21 protein-coding genes are annotated in these 17,747 nt (G+C 70.0%); 8 read left to right on the top strand and 13 right to left on the bottom strand.

All coding sequences use genetic code 11. From position 1 onward, the window contains the following. Positions 1 to 54: 54 nt before the first annotated feature. Positions 55 to 453 carry a Sec-independent protein translocase protein TatB gene (gene tatB, locus GIY23_RS04355; RefSeq protein ID WP_154075480.1) on the top strand — a complete coding sequence of 133 codons (399 nt, stop codon included), beginning with the start codon at positions 55 to 57 and terminating at the stop codon, positions 451 to 453. A gap of 5 nt (positions 454 to 458) precedes the next feature. Here the strand turns inward: tatB and GIY23_RS04350 are convergent, their stop codons facing one another. Next, a complete protein-coding gene (locus GIY23_RS04350) occupies positions 459 to 1,664 on the bottom strand; it encodes an MFS transporter (RefSeq protein ID WP_228717540.1) in 1,206 nt (401 codons plus the stop codon). Between the two features lie 64 nt (positions 1,665 to 1,728). Between GIY23_RS04350 and GIY23_RS04345 the strand changes: the two genes are divergently transcribed. Next, on the top strand, positions 1,729 to 2,643 hold the full coding sequence (locus GIY23_RS04345) for a LysR substrate-binding domain-containing protein (protein WP_154075478.1): 915 nt from the start codon (positions 1,729 to 1,731) through the stop codon (positions 2,641 to 2,643). A 43-nt stretch (positions 2,644 to 2,686) separates the two neighbouring features. Here GIY23_RS04345 and GIY23_RS04340 read toward each other — a convergent pair whose 3' ends face one another. Further along, the gene (locus GIY23_RS04340) at positions 2,687 to 4,204 is read right to left on the bottom strand and encodes a leucyl aminopeptidase family protein (protein ID WP_228717683.1); all 1,518 of its coding nucleotides are present in this window, start codon (positions 4,202 to 4,204) and stop codon (positions 2,687 to 2,689) included. 202 nt (positions 4,205 to 4,406) lie between these two features. Continuing rightward, positions 4,407 to 4,574 (bottom strand): DUF3117 domain-containing protein, encoded by a 168-nt coding sequence (locus GIY23_RS04335; RefSeq protein ID WP_154075476.1) that lies wholly within the window; start codon positions 4,572 to 4,574, stop codon positions 4,407 to 4,409. A 406-nt stretch (positions 4,575 to 4,980) separates the two neighbouring features. On the opposite strand from GIY23_RS04335, the gene GIY23_RS04330 reads away from it, so the two are divergent. Further along, positions 4,981 to 5,769 (top strand): enoyl-CoA hydratase-related protein, encoded by a 789-nt coding sequence (locus tag GIY23_RS04330; RefSeq protein ID WP_154075475.1) that lies wholly within the window; start codon positions 4,981 to 4,983, stop codon positions 5,767 to 5,769. Positions 5,770 to 5,932: 163 nt separating this feature from the next. Here GIY23_RS04330 and GIY23_RS04325 read toward each other — a convergent pair whose 3' ends face one another. The 4 genes from GIY23_RS04325 to GIY23_RS04310 all read right to left on the bottom strand — a co-directional run bounded on the left by GIY23_RS04325 (position 5,933) and on the right by GIY23_RS04310 (position 7,755). Then, the gene (locus GIY23_RS04325) at positions 5,933 to 6,517 is read right to left on the bottom strand and encodes a DNA-3-methyladenine glycosylase I (RefSeq protein ID WP_154075474.1); all 585 of its coding nucleotides are present in this window, start codon (positions 6,515 to 6,517) and stop codon (positions 5,933 to 5,935) included. Further along, entirely contained in the window at positions 6,504 to 6,968 is a 465-nt protein-coding gene (locus tag GIY23_RS04320; protein WP_154075473.1) for an SRPBCC family protein, read from the bottom strand. The genes GIY23_RS04325 and GIY23_RS04320 overlap by 14 nt, the downstream gene beginning before the upstream one ends. Before the next feature lie 2 nt (positions 6,969 to 6,970). Then, positions 6,971 to 7,309 carry a DivIVA domain-containing protein gene (locus tag GIY23_RS04315; protein WP_154075472.1) on the bottom strand — a complete coding sequence of 113 codons (339 nt, stop codon included), beginning with the start codon at positions 7,307 to 7,309 and terminating at the stop codon, positions 6,971 to 6,973. Between the two features lie 104 nt (positions 7,310 to 7,413). Continuing rightward, entirely contained in the window at positions 7,414 to 7,755 is a 342-nt protein-coding gene (locus GIY23_RS04310; protein WP_154075471.1) for a PadR family transcriptional regulator, read from the bottom strand. Positions 7,756 to 8,054: 299 nt separating this feature from the next. Between GIY23_RS04310 and GIY23_RS04305 the strand changes: the two genes are divergently transcribed. Continuing rightward, on the top strand, positions 8,055 to 8,402 hold the full coding sequence (locus tag GIY23_RS04305) for a hypothetical protein (RefSeq protein ID WP_154075470.1): 348 nt from the start codon (positions 8,055 to 8,057) through the stop codon (positions 8,400 to 8,402). Positions 8,403 to 8,604: 202 nt separating this feature from the next. Here GIY23_RS04305 and folP read toward each other — a convergent pair whose 3' ends face one another. From folP to GIY23_RS04290, 3 genes are read right to left on the bottom strand one after another with little or no spacing between them, the layout of a single operon-like run. Then, positions 8,605 to 9,474, bottom strand: a complete 870-nt coding sequence (gene folP, locus GIY23_RS04300) for a dihydropteroate synthase (protein WP_154078603.1) — start codon at positions 9,472 to 9,474, stop codon at positions 8,605 to 8,607. Beyond that, entirely contained in the window at positions 9,471 to 10,028 is a 558-nt protein-coding gene (locus tag GIY23_RS04295; RefSeq protein ID WP_154075469.1) for an LOG family protein, read from the bottom strand. The genes folP and GIY23_RS04295 overlap by 4 nt, the downstream gene beginning before the upstream one ends. Continuing rightward, positions 10,010 to 10,795, bottom strand: coding sequence for an LOG family protein (locus GIY23_RS04290; protein WP_154075468.1), 786 nt, complete (start codon positions 10,793 to 10,795; stop codon positions 10,010 to 10,012). Before GIY23_RS04290 ends, GIY23_RS04295 begins: the two co-directional genes overlap by 19 nt. A 221-nt stretch (positions 10,796 to 11,016) precedes the next feature. Between GIY23_RS04290 and GIY23_RS04285 the strand changes: the two genes are divergently transcribed. After that, on the top strand, positions 11,017 to 11,991 hold the full coding sequence (locus GIY23_RS04285) for a slipin family protein (protein WP_154075467.1): 975 nt from the start codon (positions 11,017 to 11,019) through the stop codon (positions 11,989 to 11,991). A gap of 50 nt (positions 11,992 to 12,041) precedes the next feature. Here the strand turns inward: GIY23_RS04285 and dapE are convergent, their stop codons facing one another. Next, positions 12,042 to 13,130, bottom strand: coding sequence for a succinyl-diaminopimelate desuccinylase (gene dapE, locus GIY23_RS04280; protein WP_154075466.1), 1,089 nt, complete (start codon positions 13,128 to 13,130; stop codon positions 12,042 to 12,044). 92 nt (positions 13,131 to 13,222) lie between these two features. Between dapE and dapD the strand changes: the two genes are divergently transcribed. The 3 genes from dapD to GIY23_RS04265 all read left to right on the top strand — a co-directional run bounded on the left by dapD (position 13,223) and on the right by GIY23_RS04265 (position 16,096). Continuing rightward, positions 13,223 to 14,209: a 2,3,4,5-tetrahydropyridine-2,6-dicarboxylate N-succinyltransferase gene (dapD, locus tag GIY23_RS04275; protein WP_154075465.1), complete on the top strand. Its 987-nt coding sequence runs from the start codon at positions 13,223 to 13,225 to the stop codon at positions 14,207 to 14,209. An 80-nt stretch (positions 14,210 to 14,289) separates the two neighbouring features. Further along, positions 14,290 to 15,261, top strand: coding sequence for a CHAD domain-containing protein (locus tag GIY23_RS04270; protein ID WP_154075464.1), 972 nt, complete (start codon positions 14,290 to 14,292; stop codon positions 15,259 to 15,261). Positions 15,262 to 15,445: 184 nt separating this feature from the next. Next, the gene (locus GIY23_RS04265; RefSeq protein WP_222850234.1) at positions 15,446 to 16,096 is read left to right on the top strand and encodes a DUF3800 domain-containing protein; all 651 of its coding nucleotides are present in this window, start codon (positions 15,446 to 15,448) and stop codon (positions 16,094 to 16,096) included. Positions 16,097 to 16,269: 173 nt separating this feature from the next. Here the strand turns inward: GIY23_RS04265 and dapC are convergent, their stop codons facing one another. Further along, positions 16,270 to 17,367, bottom strand: a complete 1,098-nt coding sequence (gene dapC / locus GIY23_RS04260; RefSeq protein WP_222850233.1) for a succinyldiaminopimelate transaminase — start codon at positions 17,365 to 17,367, stop codon at positions 16,270 to 16,272. Further along, entirely contained in the window at positions 17,364 to 17,684 is a 321-nt protein-coding gene (gene fdxA / locus GIY23_RS22780) for a ferredoxin (RefSeq protein ID WP_222850232.1), read from the bottom strand. Before fdxA ends, dapC begins: the two co-directional genes overlap by 4 nt. Positions 17,685 to 17,747 lie beyond the last annotated feature (63 nt).

Here is a 17,747-nt window from a genome sequence, read left to right as displayed (position 1 = left end):
TGCGGCCACGATCGGTACGCTGAACACGCAGACGCGACGACCGGAGGTGGCGAGGTGTTCGACAGTATCGGCTGGGCCGAGATCCTCGTGCTCGTCGTCGCCGGGTTGTTCATCCTCGGCCCCGAACGGCTACCCGAAGGGGCGGCGTGGCTCGGGCGCACCGTCCGCCAGGTCCGCGACTACGCGACCGGCGCCCGCGAGCAGCTGCGCAACGAGCTCGGCCCCGAGTACGACGACCTGCAGAAACCGCTGAAGGACCTGCGCAATCTGCGCAACATGGATCCGAAGCGCGCGGTGCAGAACCACCTGTTCAACGGCGACGACCCGTTCGGCGACGACAAGGGCAACCAGTACCCGTCGAACGGCTCGTCCCGGCAGGGTACGTCGGGACGGACTCCGCAGCGCCCGCTCGGCAACGACGAGCAGCCGCCGTTCGACGCCGACACCACGTGAGCTGATCAGCCCACGGCGAGCGGTTCGGCCTTCTGCTGGCGGGTCCGCACCCGCCACACCGCGAGTGCGCTGCCCACCAGCCACACCGTGAGGATCGCGACCATGCCCGTCCATCCCCACACGCCGTAGGCAAGACCGCCGAAGATCCCGCCGATCCCGTTCCCGGCGTAGTAGCAGAACTGGTACACCGCCGAGGCCTGCCCACGCGCCGACGCGGGCGCCTCGGCACCGACCCAGCCGCTCGCGACAGCGTGGGCGCCGAAGAAGCCGCCGGTGAACAGCACGAGCCCGAGCAGGATCACCCACAGCTGGGCGGACATCGTCAGCCACAGCCCGACGACGGTGACTCCGACACCGAGCAGCGTGATCGGGGCCCGGCCCCACCTGTCGGCGGCGCGACCGGCCAGTGCGGAGGTGACGGTGCCCGCCGCGTACGCGAGGAACGCCAGCGCCGCCCAGGCTGGCGGTACGTTCAGCGGCGGCGCGATGAGACGAAACGTCAGCGCGTTGTAGACGGCGACGAACGAGGCGGAACCGAGCAGCGCGACGAGGTACGGCCCCCGCAGCATCCGGTCTCCTGCCGAGGCGCGCAGCCCCGCCAGCAGCGGTCCGACCTGCGCGGGCTTCGGCCGGTGGTGGCGTTCCTTCGGCAGCAGCGCGACGAACACCGCCGTGCACACACCGGCGAGCAGGGCGACCGAGAGGATGCCGCCCTTCCAGCCGAGGAAGTCACCGAGGATGCCGCCGAGCAGCCGCCCGGACATGCCGCCGATCGTGTTGCCCGCGATGTAGAGCCCCATCGTCGTGCCGAACTGCGGCCCCCGGGCCTCTTCGCCGAGGTAGGCGAGCGCGACGGTGGACACCCCAGCGACGGCGGCGCCCTGCACGAGCCGCAGCGCGACCATGAGCGGGAAGTTGCTCACCAGCGGCAACAGCAGCGCGAGCGCTTCGGCCACGAGCAGCGAGGTGACCATGACGTTGCGCCGCCCGATCACGTCCGAGAGGGTGCCCAGCGGCACCGCCGCGGCGGCGAGCCCGAGCGTCGAGGCCGATACCAGCAACGCGACCGTGCCCGCCGAGACCGCGAACTCGTCGGCGAGCTGCGGCAGGACCGGCTGCGGCACGTACAGCAGGGCGAACAGCGCCAGTGCACCGCAGAGCAGGGAGATCCGGATCCGTACCGCCCTGCTGTGTTCCTGCGCGCTGTCCACGCCGCGCAACGTAGGCACCGCACAACTCATGCGTCCAATGCTGAAAGTGGTCATTATTGATGCCATGACGCATCATTTGGATCCGCTGCCGGACGCATCGCAGCTCAGCGCGTATCTCGCGCCCACCCTCGCGTTGCTGCGGGCGGTCGCGGAAGAGAGGCACGTCACGCGGGCCGCCCAGCGACTGGGCATGCCGCAGCCGTCGGTGAGCCGCGCGCTCGCCCGTCTCGGCACCGAACTGGGCACCCCGGTCGTCGTGCGGGAAGGTCGCAGGATCAGGCTCACCCGCACCGGAGAGCTTCTCGCCGACGCGGCGCGGGACACGCTCCGCACGCTCGACGCGGGGTGCCGCGCCGTCGTCGAGGAACTCGACCCGGAACGCGGGCAGGTCGTACTCGGCTTCCAACACACCATGGGTCGGCGGCTCGTTCCGGACCTCATCCGTTCGTTCCGCGACGAACACCCCACGGTCCGGTTCCGGCTCGCACAAGGCGCCCGCGACGACATGCTCACCCGGATGCACGCGGGCGAGATCGATCTCTGCCTGGTGTCGCCGCTCCCGGAGGACGAGGCGTTCGAGTGCGCGGCGGTCCGCGACGAGCCGCTGTTCGCGGTGCTGCACACGCGGCACCGTTTCGCGGGACGCCGGCGGCTTCACCTCGCCGAACTCGGCGACGACGACTTCATCGCCACCCGCGTCGGCTACGGCCTGCGGCAGATCTTCACCGATCTCACCGAGGGCGCCGGGTTCGTCCCGCGCCTGGCGTTCGAGGGCGAGGAGGTCGACACCGTGCGCGGACTCGTCGCCGCCGGACTCGGTGTCGCGCTCCTTCCCGCCGCCGACACCGGGCCGACACCGGGCACCGTGGAGATCCCGCTGGACCCGCCCGCAGGCCGGACGGTCGGGCTGGCGTGGGCGCCCCGTCATCCGGCTCCACCGGCGGTGCGCGCCTTCCGCGACTTCATCCGCAGCCGGTGACCCGGCACCGTTCGGCCAGGCGTCGCGCCGCGGCCCCGAGGGATCACTGCATTCCGGCGACGACCTCGATCAGCGTCCGGGCCGCGAACCCCGTCGCTCCCGGAACGACCTCGGCGTAGTTTCGCTCGGCACGACCGGGACCGGCGATGTCGAGGTGCGCCCACGGGCGACCCGACGTGAACTCGCGGAGGAACATCGCGGCCATCACACCGCCCGGCCCTGGCGGGCACTGCCGCACGTCGGCGATCTCGCTGTGCACGTCGTCGGCGTGATCGGCGATCAGCGGCATCGGCCACCAGTTCTCCGCGACCCGCTCGCCCGCGTCCCGCACCCGGTGCGCGACCGCGTCGTCGGAGGCGAACACACCGCCGGTGCGCAGCCCCAGCGCGACCTTCATCGCGCCGGTCAACGTCGCCACGTCCACCACGAGGTCCGGGTCGTGCTGCTCGATGCCGTAGGCGAGCGCGTCGGCGAGCACCATCCGCCCCTCGGCATCGGTGTTGGTCACCTCCGTCGTCGTCCCGCCGTAGTGCCGCACGATGTCCCCCGGCCGGTAGCTCGACCCCGAGACGTGGTTCTCCGCGGCGGGCACGAACGCGGTGACCCGCACCGGCAGGTCGAGCCGGGCGATGGACAGCATCGCGGCGACGACCGCGCCGCCACCGGCCATGTCGGTGCGCATCAAGTGCATGCCCTCGGCGGGTTTGATCGAGATCCCGCCCGTGTCGAAGGTGATGCCCTTGCCGACGAGCACCACGTGCGGCGCCGACGCAGCGCCCGGCGGCCGCCACCGCAGCTCCAGCAACCGTGGCGGTCGCGACGAGCCGCCTCCCACTGCGAGGACACCGCCGAAGTCGTGCGCGGCGAGCCACTTCTCGTGCCGGACGGTCGCCGACAGGTTCGGCACCTCCTCGGCGAGCCGCGCGGCTGTACCGGTGAGCCAGGCGGGGTCCTTGAAGTTGGAGGGTGCGTTCGCGAGGTCGCGGGCGAGCGCGGTCGCCGCCGCCCACTCGCGCGCCCGCGCCGCTGCCTGGCGCAGCGTCTCGACCTCGGCGGACTCCGGCACCAGCAACAGCGCCTTGCGCAACCGCGGCTTCGACGACTCGCCGGTCACCCGGAACCGGTAGTCGCCGAGCGCGAGACCCAGCGTCACCTCCGAGATCAGCTCCGCGTCCGCGGCGTCCGGAAGCATGACCTGCACGTACTCGGCATCGAGCGCGTCGCCGAGGTCGGACGGGTCGGAGTCGTCGTCACTCGCGGAGGTCAGCCGTTCACGCACGGCGCGGACGAGTGCCGCACCGGCGGAGCGCCACTGGTCCGGCCGACCGGACTCGACACCGACCGTCCACCCGAGCCGGTCGTCGGGCAACGGCAACGAGGTGACCGAACCGACGGCACTCGTCGCCCCGGCCGCGTTCAACAGGGATTCGGGAACCGACCAGGACCTCGCGGCGGATGCGAGATCCGCGCCGGATTCACCGGCGTAAACGGGCGTCGCGGTCGGCAGACCGTCGCGCCGACGTGTCACCACGTCCACTTCGACCAGTGACGTCGGGATCACCGGCAGTGCACGCTCGGACTCTCCCGCGTGCACAGCTTCGAACAGCGGACCGGAGGATGAAGAAACGGGCACGACTACCTTCCACGGTTCACCTGCGCGGCGCTGCGCAGGCCGATCACGGACGAAGCCCCGGCACCACGCGTGCCGGGGCCGGAGTGTTCGGCGCGGTCGGGGGCGGACACGCCCGCACGCCGCAGCGGCCTCAGCCGGTCGCCGACTCCAGGGCGTCGCCCAGATTCTTGGCCTCATCGAGCGACATCTCGACGACGAGCCGCCCACCGCCCTCGAGTGGAACGCGCATGATGATGCCGCGTCCCTCCTTCGTCACCTCGAGGGGACCGTCACCGGTCCGGGGCTTCATGGCCGCCATAGCGTGCTCCCTCCGTGAACAATTCCCCACCGCTGGCCGCCGCGACCAGTCGGTACCCGCACCATTCTCCCCCATCCGGACGCGGCGGCGAAACCGAGCCGATCTATTCGTGTCGCGCTGCGCTGGTCGAATGCCACTCGCGGGTGGCAGACTCGGCCGTCGTGGGTGCTCGATCCGCGGTCGGTCCGCCTGGAGGCAGGCTCCGGTCCGGGTTCGAGGAGCCCGTCGCCGGACTTCGGGCCGTGTTCCGAACCCCGGAGTCGAGCTGGTCCACTGGGGACACCCACCCGTGCCGAGGATGCGGCGCGGCGTTCGGACCGTCCACTGTGCACTGCGGGCGGCGCCGGGGCAGGAACACCCTGACCCGCGAAGACCGGGCGGAACACCAGCGACGAAAGGGCGAGACGTGTCCGAGGTACTGCTGATCGACGACGCTGCGGGTGTACGGCTGCTCACGTTGAACCGGCCGGACGCGTTCAACTCGCTGACCGTCGAGCTCAAGCAGGCTCTACTCGGCGCACTGCGGGACGCCGCCGCCGACGAGTCGGTCCGGGCCGTGGTGATCACCGGCGCGGGGAAGGCGTTCTGCGCGGGCCAGGACCTCAAGGAGCACGTCGCACAGCTGGACTCGGGTGAGGAATCGCCGCTGAACACGGTCGAGGAGCACTACAACCCGCTGATCCGCACGGTCACGAGCATGCCGAAACCCGTCATCGCCGCCGTCAACGGCACCGCCGCCGGAGCAGGCGCGTCGCTGGCCTATGCCTGCGACCTGCGGGTCGCCTCGGCGGACGCGAAGTTCCTGATGGCGTTCGCCAACGTGGGACTCTCGGGCGATTCGGGCGTGTCCTGGACACTGCCCCGCCTGATCGGCTACGGCCGGGCGATGGAGATGCTGCTGCTCGCCGAACCGGTCGCCGCGGAAGAGGCGCTGCGGATCGGCATGATCAATCGGCTCGTCGGCTCCGGCGAGGCCACGACCGCCGCCCAGGAGCTCGCCGGCCGCATGGCCACCGGACCGACCAGCGCCTACGCGCGGATCAAGGAGACCGTGCTGGCCGCCGCCGCCGAAGGCCTGGACGAGGCACTCGCCGTCGAAGCCGGGGCGCAGGTGCAGGCGGGGCAGACCGACGACCACCGCGAGGCCGTCTCCGCGTTCCTGAACAAGCGCACCCCGCATTTCAGCGGCCACTGAAGCAAGCGCGCGAGCGCAGGCCAAGTCGCGCGCGAGCGCAGGCCAAGTCGCGTGAGTCTTTTTGGTGGCTATAACCACCAAAAAGACTCACGCCTCCACGTCGAATAGCCGCGCTGGGGTTCCGCCACGGAACCACCCACACAGACCACCTCCGGGCACCCTTTTAGCGACCAGCGCGGAAGCAGTCGGTGAGGTGGTCGTCGACCATGCCGGTCGCCTGCATGAGCGCATAGCAGGTCGTCGGCCCGACGAAGGTGAACCCGCGCCGTTTGAGCTCCTTGGCCATCGCCACGGACTCGGGCGTGGTCGCCGGGACGTCGTGAATCGTCCGTGGCCGCTTGCGGTCGTCGTCCGGCGCGAAGGACCACAGCAGCTCGTCCAACGGAGAGTCGAGTTCGCCGGTCGCGCGGGCGTTGGTGATCGTGGCGTCGACCTTGGCGCGGTTGCGGACGATGGCCGCGTCGGCGAGCAACCGCGCGCGGTCCTCGGCATCGAACTGGGCGACACGCCGCGGGTCGAACCCGGCGAACGCGGAGCGGAACGCCTCCCGCTTGCGCAGGATCGTCAGCCACGACAGCCCAGACTGGAACGATTCGAGGCTGATCCGCTCGAACAGCGCCTGCTCGCCGTGCAGCTCCCGCCCCCACTCGGTGTCGTGGTAGGCGGCGTAGTCGGGTGGTCCGGCGCCCCACGGGCAGCGAGCGAGCCCGTCGTCGCCGAGCACCGCCGCTCCGTCAGTCTCGCTCACCCGCGCTCCCTTCTCGTTCCCGGCAGAGGCGCGCGAACGTCTCCAGCGAGCGCCGTAGCCCCCACAGGAACGCGGGCCGCGCCAGCGGCCAACCCCACGCCAGCGCGGTCGGCAGCCGCAGCGCCTCCCACCACACGAACCTCGCCGAGTGCGGTCCCTCCCGGACGACCTCGAAACCTCCCTCACCGCGCACCACGTTCCCTGTGTGCTCCACCCGGCACCGGTGGGGCGGCTCGAACCGCACGATCCTCATCGTGTCCAGGACCCCGACGCTGCCGGCCCCCGTGAACGCGGCCAGCGTCGCACCGAGCCCGCCGTGACCGTCGACGACGAAGACCTCCGTCCCGAGCATCCACTCGCCCTGACTCGCCCAGTCGGTCGCTCGTTGCCACACCGTCTCCCCGCTCGCGGCGACCGGAACGGCGCAACGCGCCTCCACCGTGCGGCCCATGCTCAGCCCTCCTGCTCGCGACGGTGGCGGGCGAGCTGCTCGCTCGCCGCGTCCAGCTGCCGTTCGAGAGCGGCGATGCGGCCGTGCGACTCGTCGAGCTCGCTCGCGAGGCGGTGCAGCGCCCAGTCCACCTCGGTCGCCTTGTACCCGCGCAGCACCTGCTGGAACCGCAGGGCGCGAACGTCGTCACCGTCGACCTCCGTAGCGGGCAGCCGCGTGGGCGTCGTGCCGGGCGGCAACGGCTCGAGCTCCTCGCCACGGCCGAACACCACCGACGCCAGCACGAACACGACGCCGGCCACTACGAGGGCCACCACGAGGTACAGGAGTGCGCTCACCACGATTCCGATCGTGGCACGAGTGGCCGACGGCCGGGCCGGTGGCGTCCGGAGCACGGCAGGCGACCGTCGTCAGCGGAGGCACAACGGCCAGCTCCCACGCCCTGTCAGGCCTGCGCCGGCGTCGGCGACTCTGTGCCGAGTACGCCTTCGATGGCGGTGGTGAATTCGTTCCAGGCGAGCCGCTCGTCGGCGAGCGTCCGGGCGCCGGAGGTCGTCAGGCGGTACGTCCGGCGCTGCCTGCCGCCGACCGTGCTCCATTCGCTGTGCACGTGTCCGGCACGCTCCAGTCTGCGCAAGGCCGGATAGACGGTGCCGGTCGGCAGATCGAGCGCACCGCCGCTGCGCTCCTGCAACACCTCGATGATCGCGTACCCGTGCAGCTGCCTGCCGTCCAGGCTCGCCAACAGGAGGGCGTCGAGGTGCCCGCGCAGCGCATCAGCCTTCACGAGAAGTGACTTTACGGACACGGAGGGCGGGTGTCATCGCCCTCCACACCAGGGACTTTCGTCCTCACCCGCCACCCGGCCCACGTGACGTGCAACACTCCAGGTGGAGGCAATATCCCGAGGCGCGGGAACGCGTTGATCCATTCGGGTGGCGGTGACGCGAATCCGGTACGCCGAGCGTCGATTGATCGACACAGTCACCGAGTGGGATGCTGAACGATCTCAATGACAGCCGCTCCCCGAGCCGCCCCACCCCGTCTCGTGACGCACGAGACCCGACGACACCCGAGGAGTCCCCGGTGGTGCACCCGCACGAACCGCACAGCCACCCCGAGAACGACCCGGGCTCCGCGCTCCTCGCCGCGACCACGTTCACGGTGCAGGACGACGAACCGGTGCACTCACTCGACCAGGTCCGGCACTACATGGACCTGCTCGGCGAGGCCATTGCCGAGCACGACGGCGCCCCGTGGGAACGGGACGAGGCTCTGTGGCGAGTCCGCGAGCTCGTCGACGACCTCGCCGAGCCGACCCCGAGCGCACGACGCGTCAAAGCACGCTGGATCCGCCTCGCCCCGCTCGTGGAGAGCCTGTTGCCGGAGGTCTCGGTCACCGAGATCACCCGCCTCATCAACGAAGTCCTCTGATGAGAGGGGCGTTTTCGACCTTTGGGTCAGTGGTCGACCACCCGCGGGTTCTCACCTCGTGGCCGGCGAGGACGGCGTCGACGTGCTGGAGAGCGCGCTACCTGAGGTCGACGATCCCGAAGCCGGCCGCGAGGTGAGGTTCCGCCACCCGACCACCCACGCAGACCGACCCGCGCGCACCTTGAAGAAAATCGGTCGCCGGTCAGGACAGGGCACGCAGCACTTGGTGCGGCGGGCGGGTGCCCGCGATCCCGGCCACCATGTCCACGACCTGCCGGGTCTCGGCGACGTGGTGCGCTCGGAACACCCGCGCTCCCTGCCAGGCCGCGACGGCGGTCGCCCCGAGGGTGCCCTCCAACCGCTGGTCGACCGCCGCGCCCAGCGTCTCGCCGATGAAGTCCTTGTTGGACAGTGCCATCAGCACCGGCCAGCCGGTGCCGACCAGCTCGTCCAGCCTGCGCAGCAACTCCAGGCCGTGCCAGGTGTTCTTGCCGAAATCGTGGGTGGGGTCGATGAGCACACCCTCCGGTGGCACCCCGAGCCGCACCATCCACTCCGCCAGACCGACCAGCTCGGCTGCGACCTCGGCGACCACGTCGTCGTAGCGCGGCCGGAACGGGTCCGTGCGGGGCGCGAGACCTCCGGTGTGTGAGCAGACGACTCCCACACCGAACTCGGCGGCGACCTCGGCGAGCTTCGGATCGGCGCCCGCCCACGTGTCGTTGAGCAGGTCGGCCCCTGCCTCGCACACCCGGCGGGCCACCTCGTGCCGCCACGTGTCCACGCTGATCACCACCGACGGGTGCCGCTCCCGGACGGCGGCCACGAACGGCACCACCCGGCGCGACTCCTCGTCGGTGTCCACCACCTCGCCCTGGGCGCCCGCGCGCACGCCACCGATGTCGACCAGGTCCGCGCCGTCCGAGACGGCCCGATCGACCGCCGCCGTGGCCGCCGACTCGTCGAACGTCGCCCCACGATCGAAGAACGAGTCCCGGGTGCGGTTGACGATCGCCATCACCAGCGGCCGGTCGTCGGCGACACTGCGGCCGCCGAACCGCAGCGGGCTCACTGCGCGCACGCGTCCAGCGCGGACTCGACGTCGGTGACCACCCGTAGTGCGTCCACCGAGCGTTGGGTCGCGAACCCGGTTCCCGCCAGGTCCTGCACCCACTTGAGCAGGCCGTCGTAGTGCCCGTCCGGGTCGAGCAGCACGACCGGCTTGGTGTGCATCCCGATGTAGTGCGAGGTCCACACCTCGAAGAGCTCCTCGCAGGTCCCGATCCCGCCGGGCAACGTCACGAACGCCTGCGCGTGCCGGTCCATGAGGCCCTTGCGCTCCCGCATCGAGTCGACGACGAGCAACTCGTCCGCCTCGGTGTCGGCGACCTCCAGCTCGTAGAGCTCCTTCGGGATGACCCCGACCGTGCGAGAACCGCCCGCTCGGGCCGCCCTGGCGACCTCACCCATCATCGACACCCGGCCGCCACCGGAGACCAACGACCACCCGCGCCGGGCGATCGCCGAGCCGACCGCCTTCGCGAGGTCGAGGTAGCGCTGGTCAACCGGCCGCGACGCGCAGTACACGCAGACCGCGAACTGCTCGCTCAATGTGCGTCCTCCCATGCCTTGTACGCCTCCTGCACCAGCGACACCGCTTCGTCGACGTCGTCGGTCAGGTGCAGCAGAGACAGATCCTTCTCGCCGATCTTGCCGGAGGCGCACATCGAGTCCCGCATCCAGTCGTAGAGCCCCTGCCAGTAGGACCGGCCGAACATGATGACCGGGAACTTGGTGACCTTCTTGGTCTGGACCAGCGTCAACGACTCGAAAAGCTCGTCCATCGTGCCGAAGCCGCCCGGCAGGCACACGAACGCCTGCGCGTACTTCATGAACATCGTCTTGCGGGTGAAGAAGTACCGGAAGTTCACACCGAGATCCACCCACGGGTTCAGGCCCTGCTCGAACGGCAGCTCGATCCCGAGTCCGATGGACAGCCCACCCGCCTCGGAAGCACCGCGATTCACCGCTTCCATCGTGCCGGGACCGCCTCCGGTGATGACCGCACAGCCCGAGTCCGCCAGACCGGAACCGAGCTGCATCCCCAGCTGGTACTCGGGGTGCTCGCGCGGGGTGCGCGCCGAGCCGAACACCGTCACCGCACGCGGCACCTCGGCCAGCGCGCCGAAGCCCTCCACGAACTCGGCCTGGATGCGCAGGACCCGCCACGGGTCGGTGTGCACCCAGTCGGTCGGCCCGCGCGAGTCGAGCAGCCGCTGGTCGGTCGTACTCGGCTCGTTCAGCCGGGAGCGGCGCAGCACGACCGGCCCCGTCTGCCTCTCCTGCGGCCGTTCGTCCGAGTTCGGGCTCTCTCGCGGGCTCTCGATGGTCATGCCGCGAGCGTAGCCACCGGCTCCCGTGACCCGAGCGGGTGGCAGCCCAAGGCCGCAGGTCAGGGGTATCATGCGAAGAAGATCGGGTGCGTCGGCGTCCCGGCTCGAGCCGCTCACGACGACCCACCGGCGTCCGTTCAGCGCGATCGACGCCGTGGCCGTCGCAGCGTCCTCACCAGGGACGAGGCGATCCGAACGGCCTTCGAACGCGGGAGCCTGCCATGATCGCTCTCAGTTTGCTTCTCATCATCCTGGCCGCGGGGGTCCTCTACGTCGCCGCGGGGGCGCGGGTGGTTCGACAGTACGAACGCGGGGTCGTGTTGCGTTTCGGCCGGTTGCGCGAGCACGTCCGCGGTCCCGGGTTCACCATGATCGTGCCGGGCATCGACCACATGCGGAAGGTCAACCTGCAGATCATCACGATGGCCGTGCCCTCGCAGGAGGGCATCACCAGGGACAACGTGACCGTGCGGGTCGACGCCGTCGTGTACTTCAACGTCACCGACCCGGTGCGGGCCGTCATCAACGTCGAGGACTACCGCTTCGCGATGGGCCAGGTCGCCCAGTCCTCGCTGCGGTCCATCATCGGCAAGAGCGACCTCGACGACCTCCTGTCCAACCGCGAGAAGCTCAACCAGGGCCTGGAGCTGATGATCGACAGCCCGGCACTCGGGTGGGGGGTGCACATCGACAGGGTGGAGATCAAGGACGTCTCGCTGCCGGAGACGATGAAGCGCTCCATCGCACGTCAAGCGGAGGCCGAGCGGGAGCGGCGCTCCCGGGTCATCTCGGCCGACGGTGAGTACCAGGCCTCGCAGCGGCTCTCGGACGCCGCGCGTGTGATGCACGACACTCCGGCCGCGCTCCAGCTGCGGCTGCTGGAGACGGTCGTGGAGGTGGCGGCCGAGAAGAACTCGACACTGGTCCTGCCGTTCCCGGTGGAGCTGCTGCGGTTTCTCGAACGAGCCCAGGGCGGCGCCGAGGCCGCCGGGGACGGCGAGTTCGAAGGCGGCGAACTCCACACCACCTCGACCGGCCCCCACGAGGACGAGGTCGGCGCTCAGGACGCCGCAGGCGTCCTCGACGATGCCGAGGTGCCCGAGGCCGTCCCACCGTCGCCACGCGCGTCCCTGGAGGACATGACACCGGCGTTCCCGGACTCCGAAACCATCGCCACACCGGGCTCCACGTCCTGACCCAGGCGTGAGTCTTTTTGGTTGCTATAACCACCACAAAGACTCACGCCTCAGTCCGCGCCCTCTTTCAGGAAGCGGTGCAGCACGGCGACCGCGCGGCGGATGTCGCTGGAATGCACGTGCTCGCGCTGGGTGTGCGCCAGAATCGGATCACCGGGCCCGAAGTTCACCGCAGGCAGTCCCCGTGCGGCGAACCGCGCCACGTCGGTCCACCCCAGTTTGGCGACCGGGTCGCCGCCCGCCGCGGCGACGAGCTCCCGTGCCGCCGGAACGGACAAGCCCGGCAGTGCACCCTGGGAGGCGTCGACGACGGTCACGTCGAACCCGTCGAAAATCTCCCGGACGCGAGCCTCGGCCTCCGGCAGGGACGTGTCCGGTGCGAACCGGTGGTTGACCGCCACCACGCACTCGTCGGGCACCACGTTGCCCGCGACGCCACCCTCGATGCGCACCGCCTGCAGGCCCTCGCGGTACTGCAAACCGTCGATCATCGGGTTCCGTGGCGTGTAGTCGGCGAGCCGCTGCAACACCGGCCCCGCCGCGTGGATCGCGTTGCTGCCCATCCACGCCCGCGCGCTGTGCGCCCGCTTGCCGGTGGTACGGACCTCGACCCGGAGCGTGCCCTGACACCCGGCCTCGATCGTCGTGTTCGACGGCTCCCCCACGATCGCGAGGTCACCGTCGAGCCACTCCGGCAGCTCCCGCTCGATACGCCCGAGGCCGTTGCGGGCGGCGTCGACCTCTTCGCAGTCGTAGAACACGAACGTCAGGTCGTACCTCGGTTCGGCCAGCGCTCCGGCGGCGGAGAGCATCATCGCGACTCCGCCTTTCATGTCCGTGCTGCCGCACCCGAACAGCAGCTCCCCAGCGCCCGACCCCTCCCGGTGGGAGGGGAAATTGTCGTTGAGCGGAACCGTGTCCAGATGTCCGGCCAACACCACACGCGACTCGCGGCCGAGGTTCGTCCGGGCCAGCACGGCGTCGCCGTTGCGGACGACCTCGAGGTGCGGCGCCTGCTCGCGCAGAGCCTGCTCGACGGCGTCCGCGAGCGCTTTTTCCTCGCCCGAGACACTGTGCACGTCCACCACGGCGGCGGTGAGCTCGACGGGGTCGGCGGTGAGGTTCAGTCGCGGCGTCACGATCACGCAGCGTACCCGCCGGTTCCGGCACCGCTCGACCCGATGACCACCCTCCGGACGGCAGACGACCTGGGCCGATTACCGTTTTCCCCATGAGCGCACAGACTCCCGACCCGCAGACCACCGGCGCGCACGGCGTCGGACTGGCCACCGTGACCGACGACGGCACCGTCCTCGACACCTGGTTCCCGATGGTCCGTCTGGGGGCGCCGGACGAGGTGGGCAGCGCCCGGCTCGGTGTCGAGGAGACCGAACAGTTCCTCGGCCGCGCCGGAGCCGAACTGGTGGGGCGCGACGAGGCGCGCGGTGTCGAGGTCGTCGCCGTCCGTACCGGCGTCGCCGCGCTCGCCGACGCCCCGGCCGACGCGCACGAGGTGTACCTGCGACTGCACCTGCTCTCGCACCGCCTCGTCCAGCCGCACGGTCAGAACCTCGACGGGCTGTTCGGGCTGCTGTCCAACGTCGTGTGGACCAACCACGGCCCGTGTCCCGTGGAGGGCTTCGAACAGACGAGGTTGCGGCTGCGCGCACGCGGCGCGGTCACCGTCTACAGCATCGACAAGTTCCCGCGCATGGTCGACTATGTCGCCCCGTCCGGTGTGCGCATCGGCGACGCCGACCGGGTACGCCTCGGCGCCCACCTGGCCAGCGGCACCACGGTCATGCACGAGGGTTTCGTCAACTTCAACGCGGGCACGCTGGGCGCCTCGATGGTCGAGGGTCGCATCTCGGCGGGCGTGGTGATCGGCGACGGCTCCGACGTGGGAGGCGGCGCGTCGATCATGGGTACGCTCTCCGGCGGCGGCAAGGAAGTCATCTCCGTCGGCGAGCGGTGCCTCATCGGCGCCAACGGAGGATGCGGCATCTCGCTCGGTGACGACTGCGTCGTCGAAGCCGGGTTGTACCTGACCGCAGGCACGAAGGTGTCGCTGCCGGACGGCACCCTCACCAAGGCCCGCGAGCTGTCCGGGTCGAACGGTCTGCAGTTCGTCCGGAACTCGACCACCGGTGCCGTCGAGGTGCGTCCCCGAACCGGCGGCAAGGTGGAACTCAACGCCGCGCTGCACGCCAACGACTGAGCTCGACGCCAGGCCGAGCGGGCGATCAACGAGATCGCCTGCTCGGCGGTGTTCGTTGCTCGGCGGTGCCATACTCGAGAATGACTTCCGAACGGGCGGCGCTCGACGAGTCCGACACCGCCACCGTGGCGTCCCGGGTCGAAGACCTGGGACAGAGCCTTCCTACCCAGGTCCACGCACCGAGCGACGCACCAGTGCACGAGCACGTGCGCGCGGCTCTCGACCATCGCACCCGACGCCTGCTCGAACACGACCCGGGCACCCGATCCGGCGAGGATCCCGAAGATCTGCACCAGATGCGGGTCGCGGTCCGGCGCATGCGGGCGGTGCTCAAGGCGGGTGGCCCGTTCCTCGACGCGTCGTTCGCCGAGCCCTTGCGAGCCGACCTCGGCGAACTCGGGCGTGCCCTCGGCCCGGTCCGCGACCTCGACGTCATGAGCGCACAGCTGCGCGCGCAAGCCGCAGGGCTCCCTGTCGAAGACCAGCGGGCGGCCGACCGGCTCCTGCAGGGATTCGACGCCGAGCACGACTCCGCCCGTCGTGAGCTGCTGTCTGTTCTGGACAGTCAAGGCTATCTGGACCTGCTGCACCGGCTCGTCGCCGCTCTCAACACTCCTCTACCGCACCAGGACTCCGATGTGGACGGAAGTGAGACCTTGCGGACGCTGGCCGCCAAGCAGTTCCGCACTCTGCGGAAGGAGATCCGCGCGTTGGACACGGAGCCCGCGGACGACGCACTGCACGCCATCCGCATCCGGGTGAAACGTCTCCGCTACACCGGCGAACTCGCCACACCGATCAGCGGCAAACCCGTACGGCGCGTGGTCAAGGCCGCTGCCAGGCTCCAGGACGTGATCGGGGATCACCAGGACGCGTGCGTGGCGATCGAACGACTCCGCACACTGGTCACCGAACTCGGAGACGAGGCATGCCCGGACGTCGCGCTCGCGGCGGGACGCCTGGTGGAGCGCGAGCATCGGCGCAGACTCGCTCAACGAGACCTGTGGCCCGGGGCCTGGCGAAAACTCCGCAAACGCGGCGAAGCCCTCTGAACCCCCGAGCCCTCCGGTGATCGCCGCACAGCCCAATGCGCCGGGTGACCCCATGCGTTACCCGCTCACCCGAGTCCGCAAAGCGGTGATTGTTTCGCAAGGCGCTCACCTGTGCAGCCGATACGTGAGGTCGGCTCCGGGCGATACGGTGAGTTGATCAACAGAACGCGCGCGAAGGAACATCGTGGCCAACGTCTACATGTACGCCGACGAGACCGGCAATCTCGACTACAAGCAACATCAAGGCGCGTCACGCCACTTCGGGATCGCCACGGCCGTGATCCGAGATCACGGCACCGTCCTGACCGAAGCACTGAGGGTCCGAACCGAACTCCATGCCGCTGGTGTGCCACTGAACAAGGGCTGCTTTCACGCCTGCGACGACAGTCACCCGACCCGGAAAGAAGTCTTCGGTCTGATCGCGGATCAAGGATGGCGGTTCGACGCCACGATGCTCGACAAGGACAACGCCTACCCGCGCGTACGGGAAGCGGGAGACGTGTACCTGTACAAGCTTGCCTGGCATCAGCACTTCAAGTTCATCGCTCCGCGAGTGTCCGATCCAGGCGACAGGCTGTTCGTCATTGCGGCCACGCTCGGCACCAACGCTCGCAAGAAGGCGTTCGAGTCCGCTCTCCACGACGTTTGCCGTGTTCAGGGACCTCACGGTCGCGATGTTCATCTGTGCCACTGGCCTGCGGCGACAGCGTGGGGGCTCCAAGTTGCGGACTATGCGGCTTGGGCGGTCCAGCGAAAACTGGAGAAGAACGAGACACGCTACTGGGACATGATCGCTGAATCATTCACGACTTGCTTCACGCCCTGGAGCAAGTAAAAAGCCGGCTACCCCTTGAGAGGGAGAGCCCCCCTGGGGCTCTTGTCACCGGCTCACTTGTATTCAACCAGCGTCGCTCGTCGATCGTCAAAGCAACGAGAGGGGTCTCACCCGTCCAGGGTAGTGCGCTTGTTCCCGCTGATCTCGTTCTCACGAGCGCGGGTCCGAGTCGCTCAGGCCGACAGGCGCTGAGCGGCCGTGTCGATTCGCTCGTCCGAAGCGGTCAGGGCCACTCGCACGTGCCGGCCGCCGTCCGGGCCGTAGAACGTGCCCGGTGCGACGAGGATTCCGCGCTCAGCCAGCCATTCCACGGTGTCCCACGCGTCGTCGCCACGGGTCGCCCACAGGTACAGTCCGGCTTCCGAATGCTCGACGGTGAACCCGGCGCCTTCCAACGCCGTCCGAAGCACCGCGCGGCGCCGCCGGTACGACTCGCGCTGCACCGCCATGTGCTCGTCGTCGGTCAACGCCGCGACCATCGCCTGCTGCACCGGGCGGGGCATGATCATGCCCGCGTGCTTGCGCACCTCGAGCAACCGCCGGACCAGCGCCGGGTCCCCGGTGACGAAACCGGCGCGATAGCCCGCGAGGTTCGAGGTCTTCGACAGCGAGTGAACCGAGAGCAGGCCGTCGAACGCACCACCGCTGACCTCGGGGTTCAGCACCGACACCGGTTGCGCGTCCCAGCCGAGCGCGAGGTAGCACTCGTCGGAGGCCACGACCGCGCCGAGAGCACGCGCCGCCCGCACCGACGACGCCAACGCCTCCGCACCGGCCACACGGCCGGTCGGGTTCGACGGCGAATTCACCCACATCAGCGCGGTCCCGGCGGGCGGAGCCTCGCCGGGAGCCAACCGGACGACCTCGGCACCGACCAGCTGTGCCCCGACCTCGTAGGTGGGGTAGGCCAGCTCCGGGATCGCCACGACGTCGCCGGGGCCGACCCCGAGCAGGGTCGGTAGCCACGCGACGAGCTCCTTCGAGCCGATCGTCGGCAACACGTCCTCGGCGTCCACGCCGGTCACCCCGTGACGGCGCCGCAGCGCTCCCACGGCCGCCTCGCGCAGCTCGGACGTGCCGTGCGTGGCGGGATAGCCGGGCACGTCCGAGACCGACGCCAGTGCCTCCCGGATGACCTCCGGGACGGGATCCACCGGCGTCCCCACCGACAGGGTCACGACCCCGCCGGGATGGGCCCGCGCCACCTCACCCAGCCGGGTCAGGGAGTCCCAGGGGAACTCGGGCAGGCGCGGGCCCGCGAGGCCGGTCATTCGCCCTGCGGCGGGAGGCTCGTGACGGGCTCGACGTCGTAGTCGACCTTGCCGACCTTGGCGGCGCCACCGGGCGAGCCCAGGTCGTCGAAGAAGTCGACGTTGGCCTTCGTGTACGCCGCCCACTCCTCGGGAACGTCGTCCTCGTAGTAGATGGCCTCGACCGGGCAGACCGGTTCGCAGGCGCCGCAGTCGACGCACTCGTCGGGGTGGATGTAGAGCATCCGCCCGCCTTCGTAGATGCAGTCGACGGGGCATTCCTCGATACACCCCTTGTCGAGCACGTCGACGCAGGGCTGGGCGATCACGTAGGTCACGTTGTCACTCCTGCTAAGCGTTTCCTCTGCCGCGCCACGGCACTCGGGCGCGGTCCCCCGACA

Source organism: Allosaccharopolyspora coralli (assembly GCF_009664835.1).
GTDB lineage: Bacteria > Actinomycetota > Actinomycetes > Mycobacteriales > Pseudonocardiaceae > Allosaccharopolyspora > Allosaccharopolyspora coralli.
The sequence above is the reverse complement of the archived record's forward strand: the minus strand, read 5'-3'. Positions and strand labels throughout refer to the sequence as shown.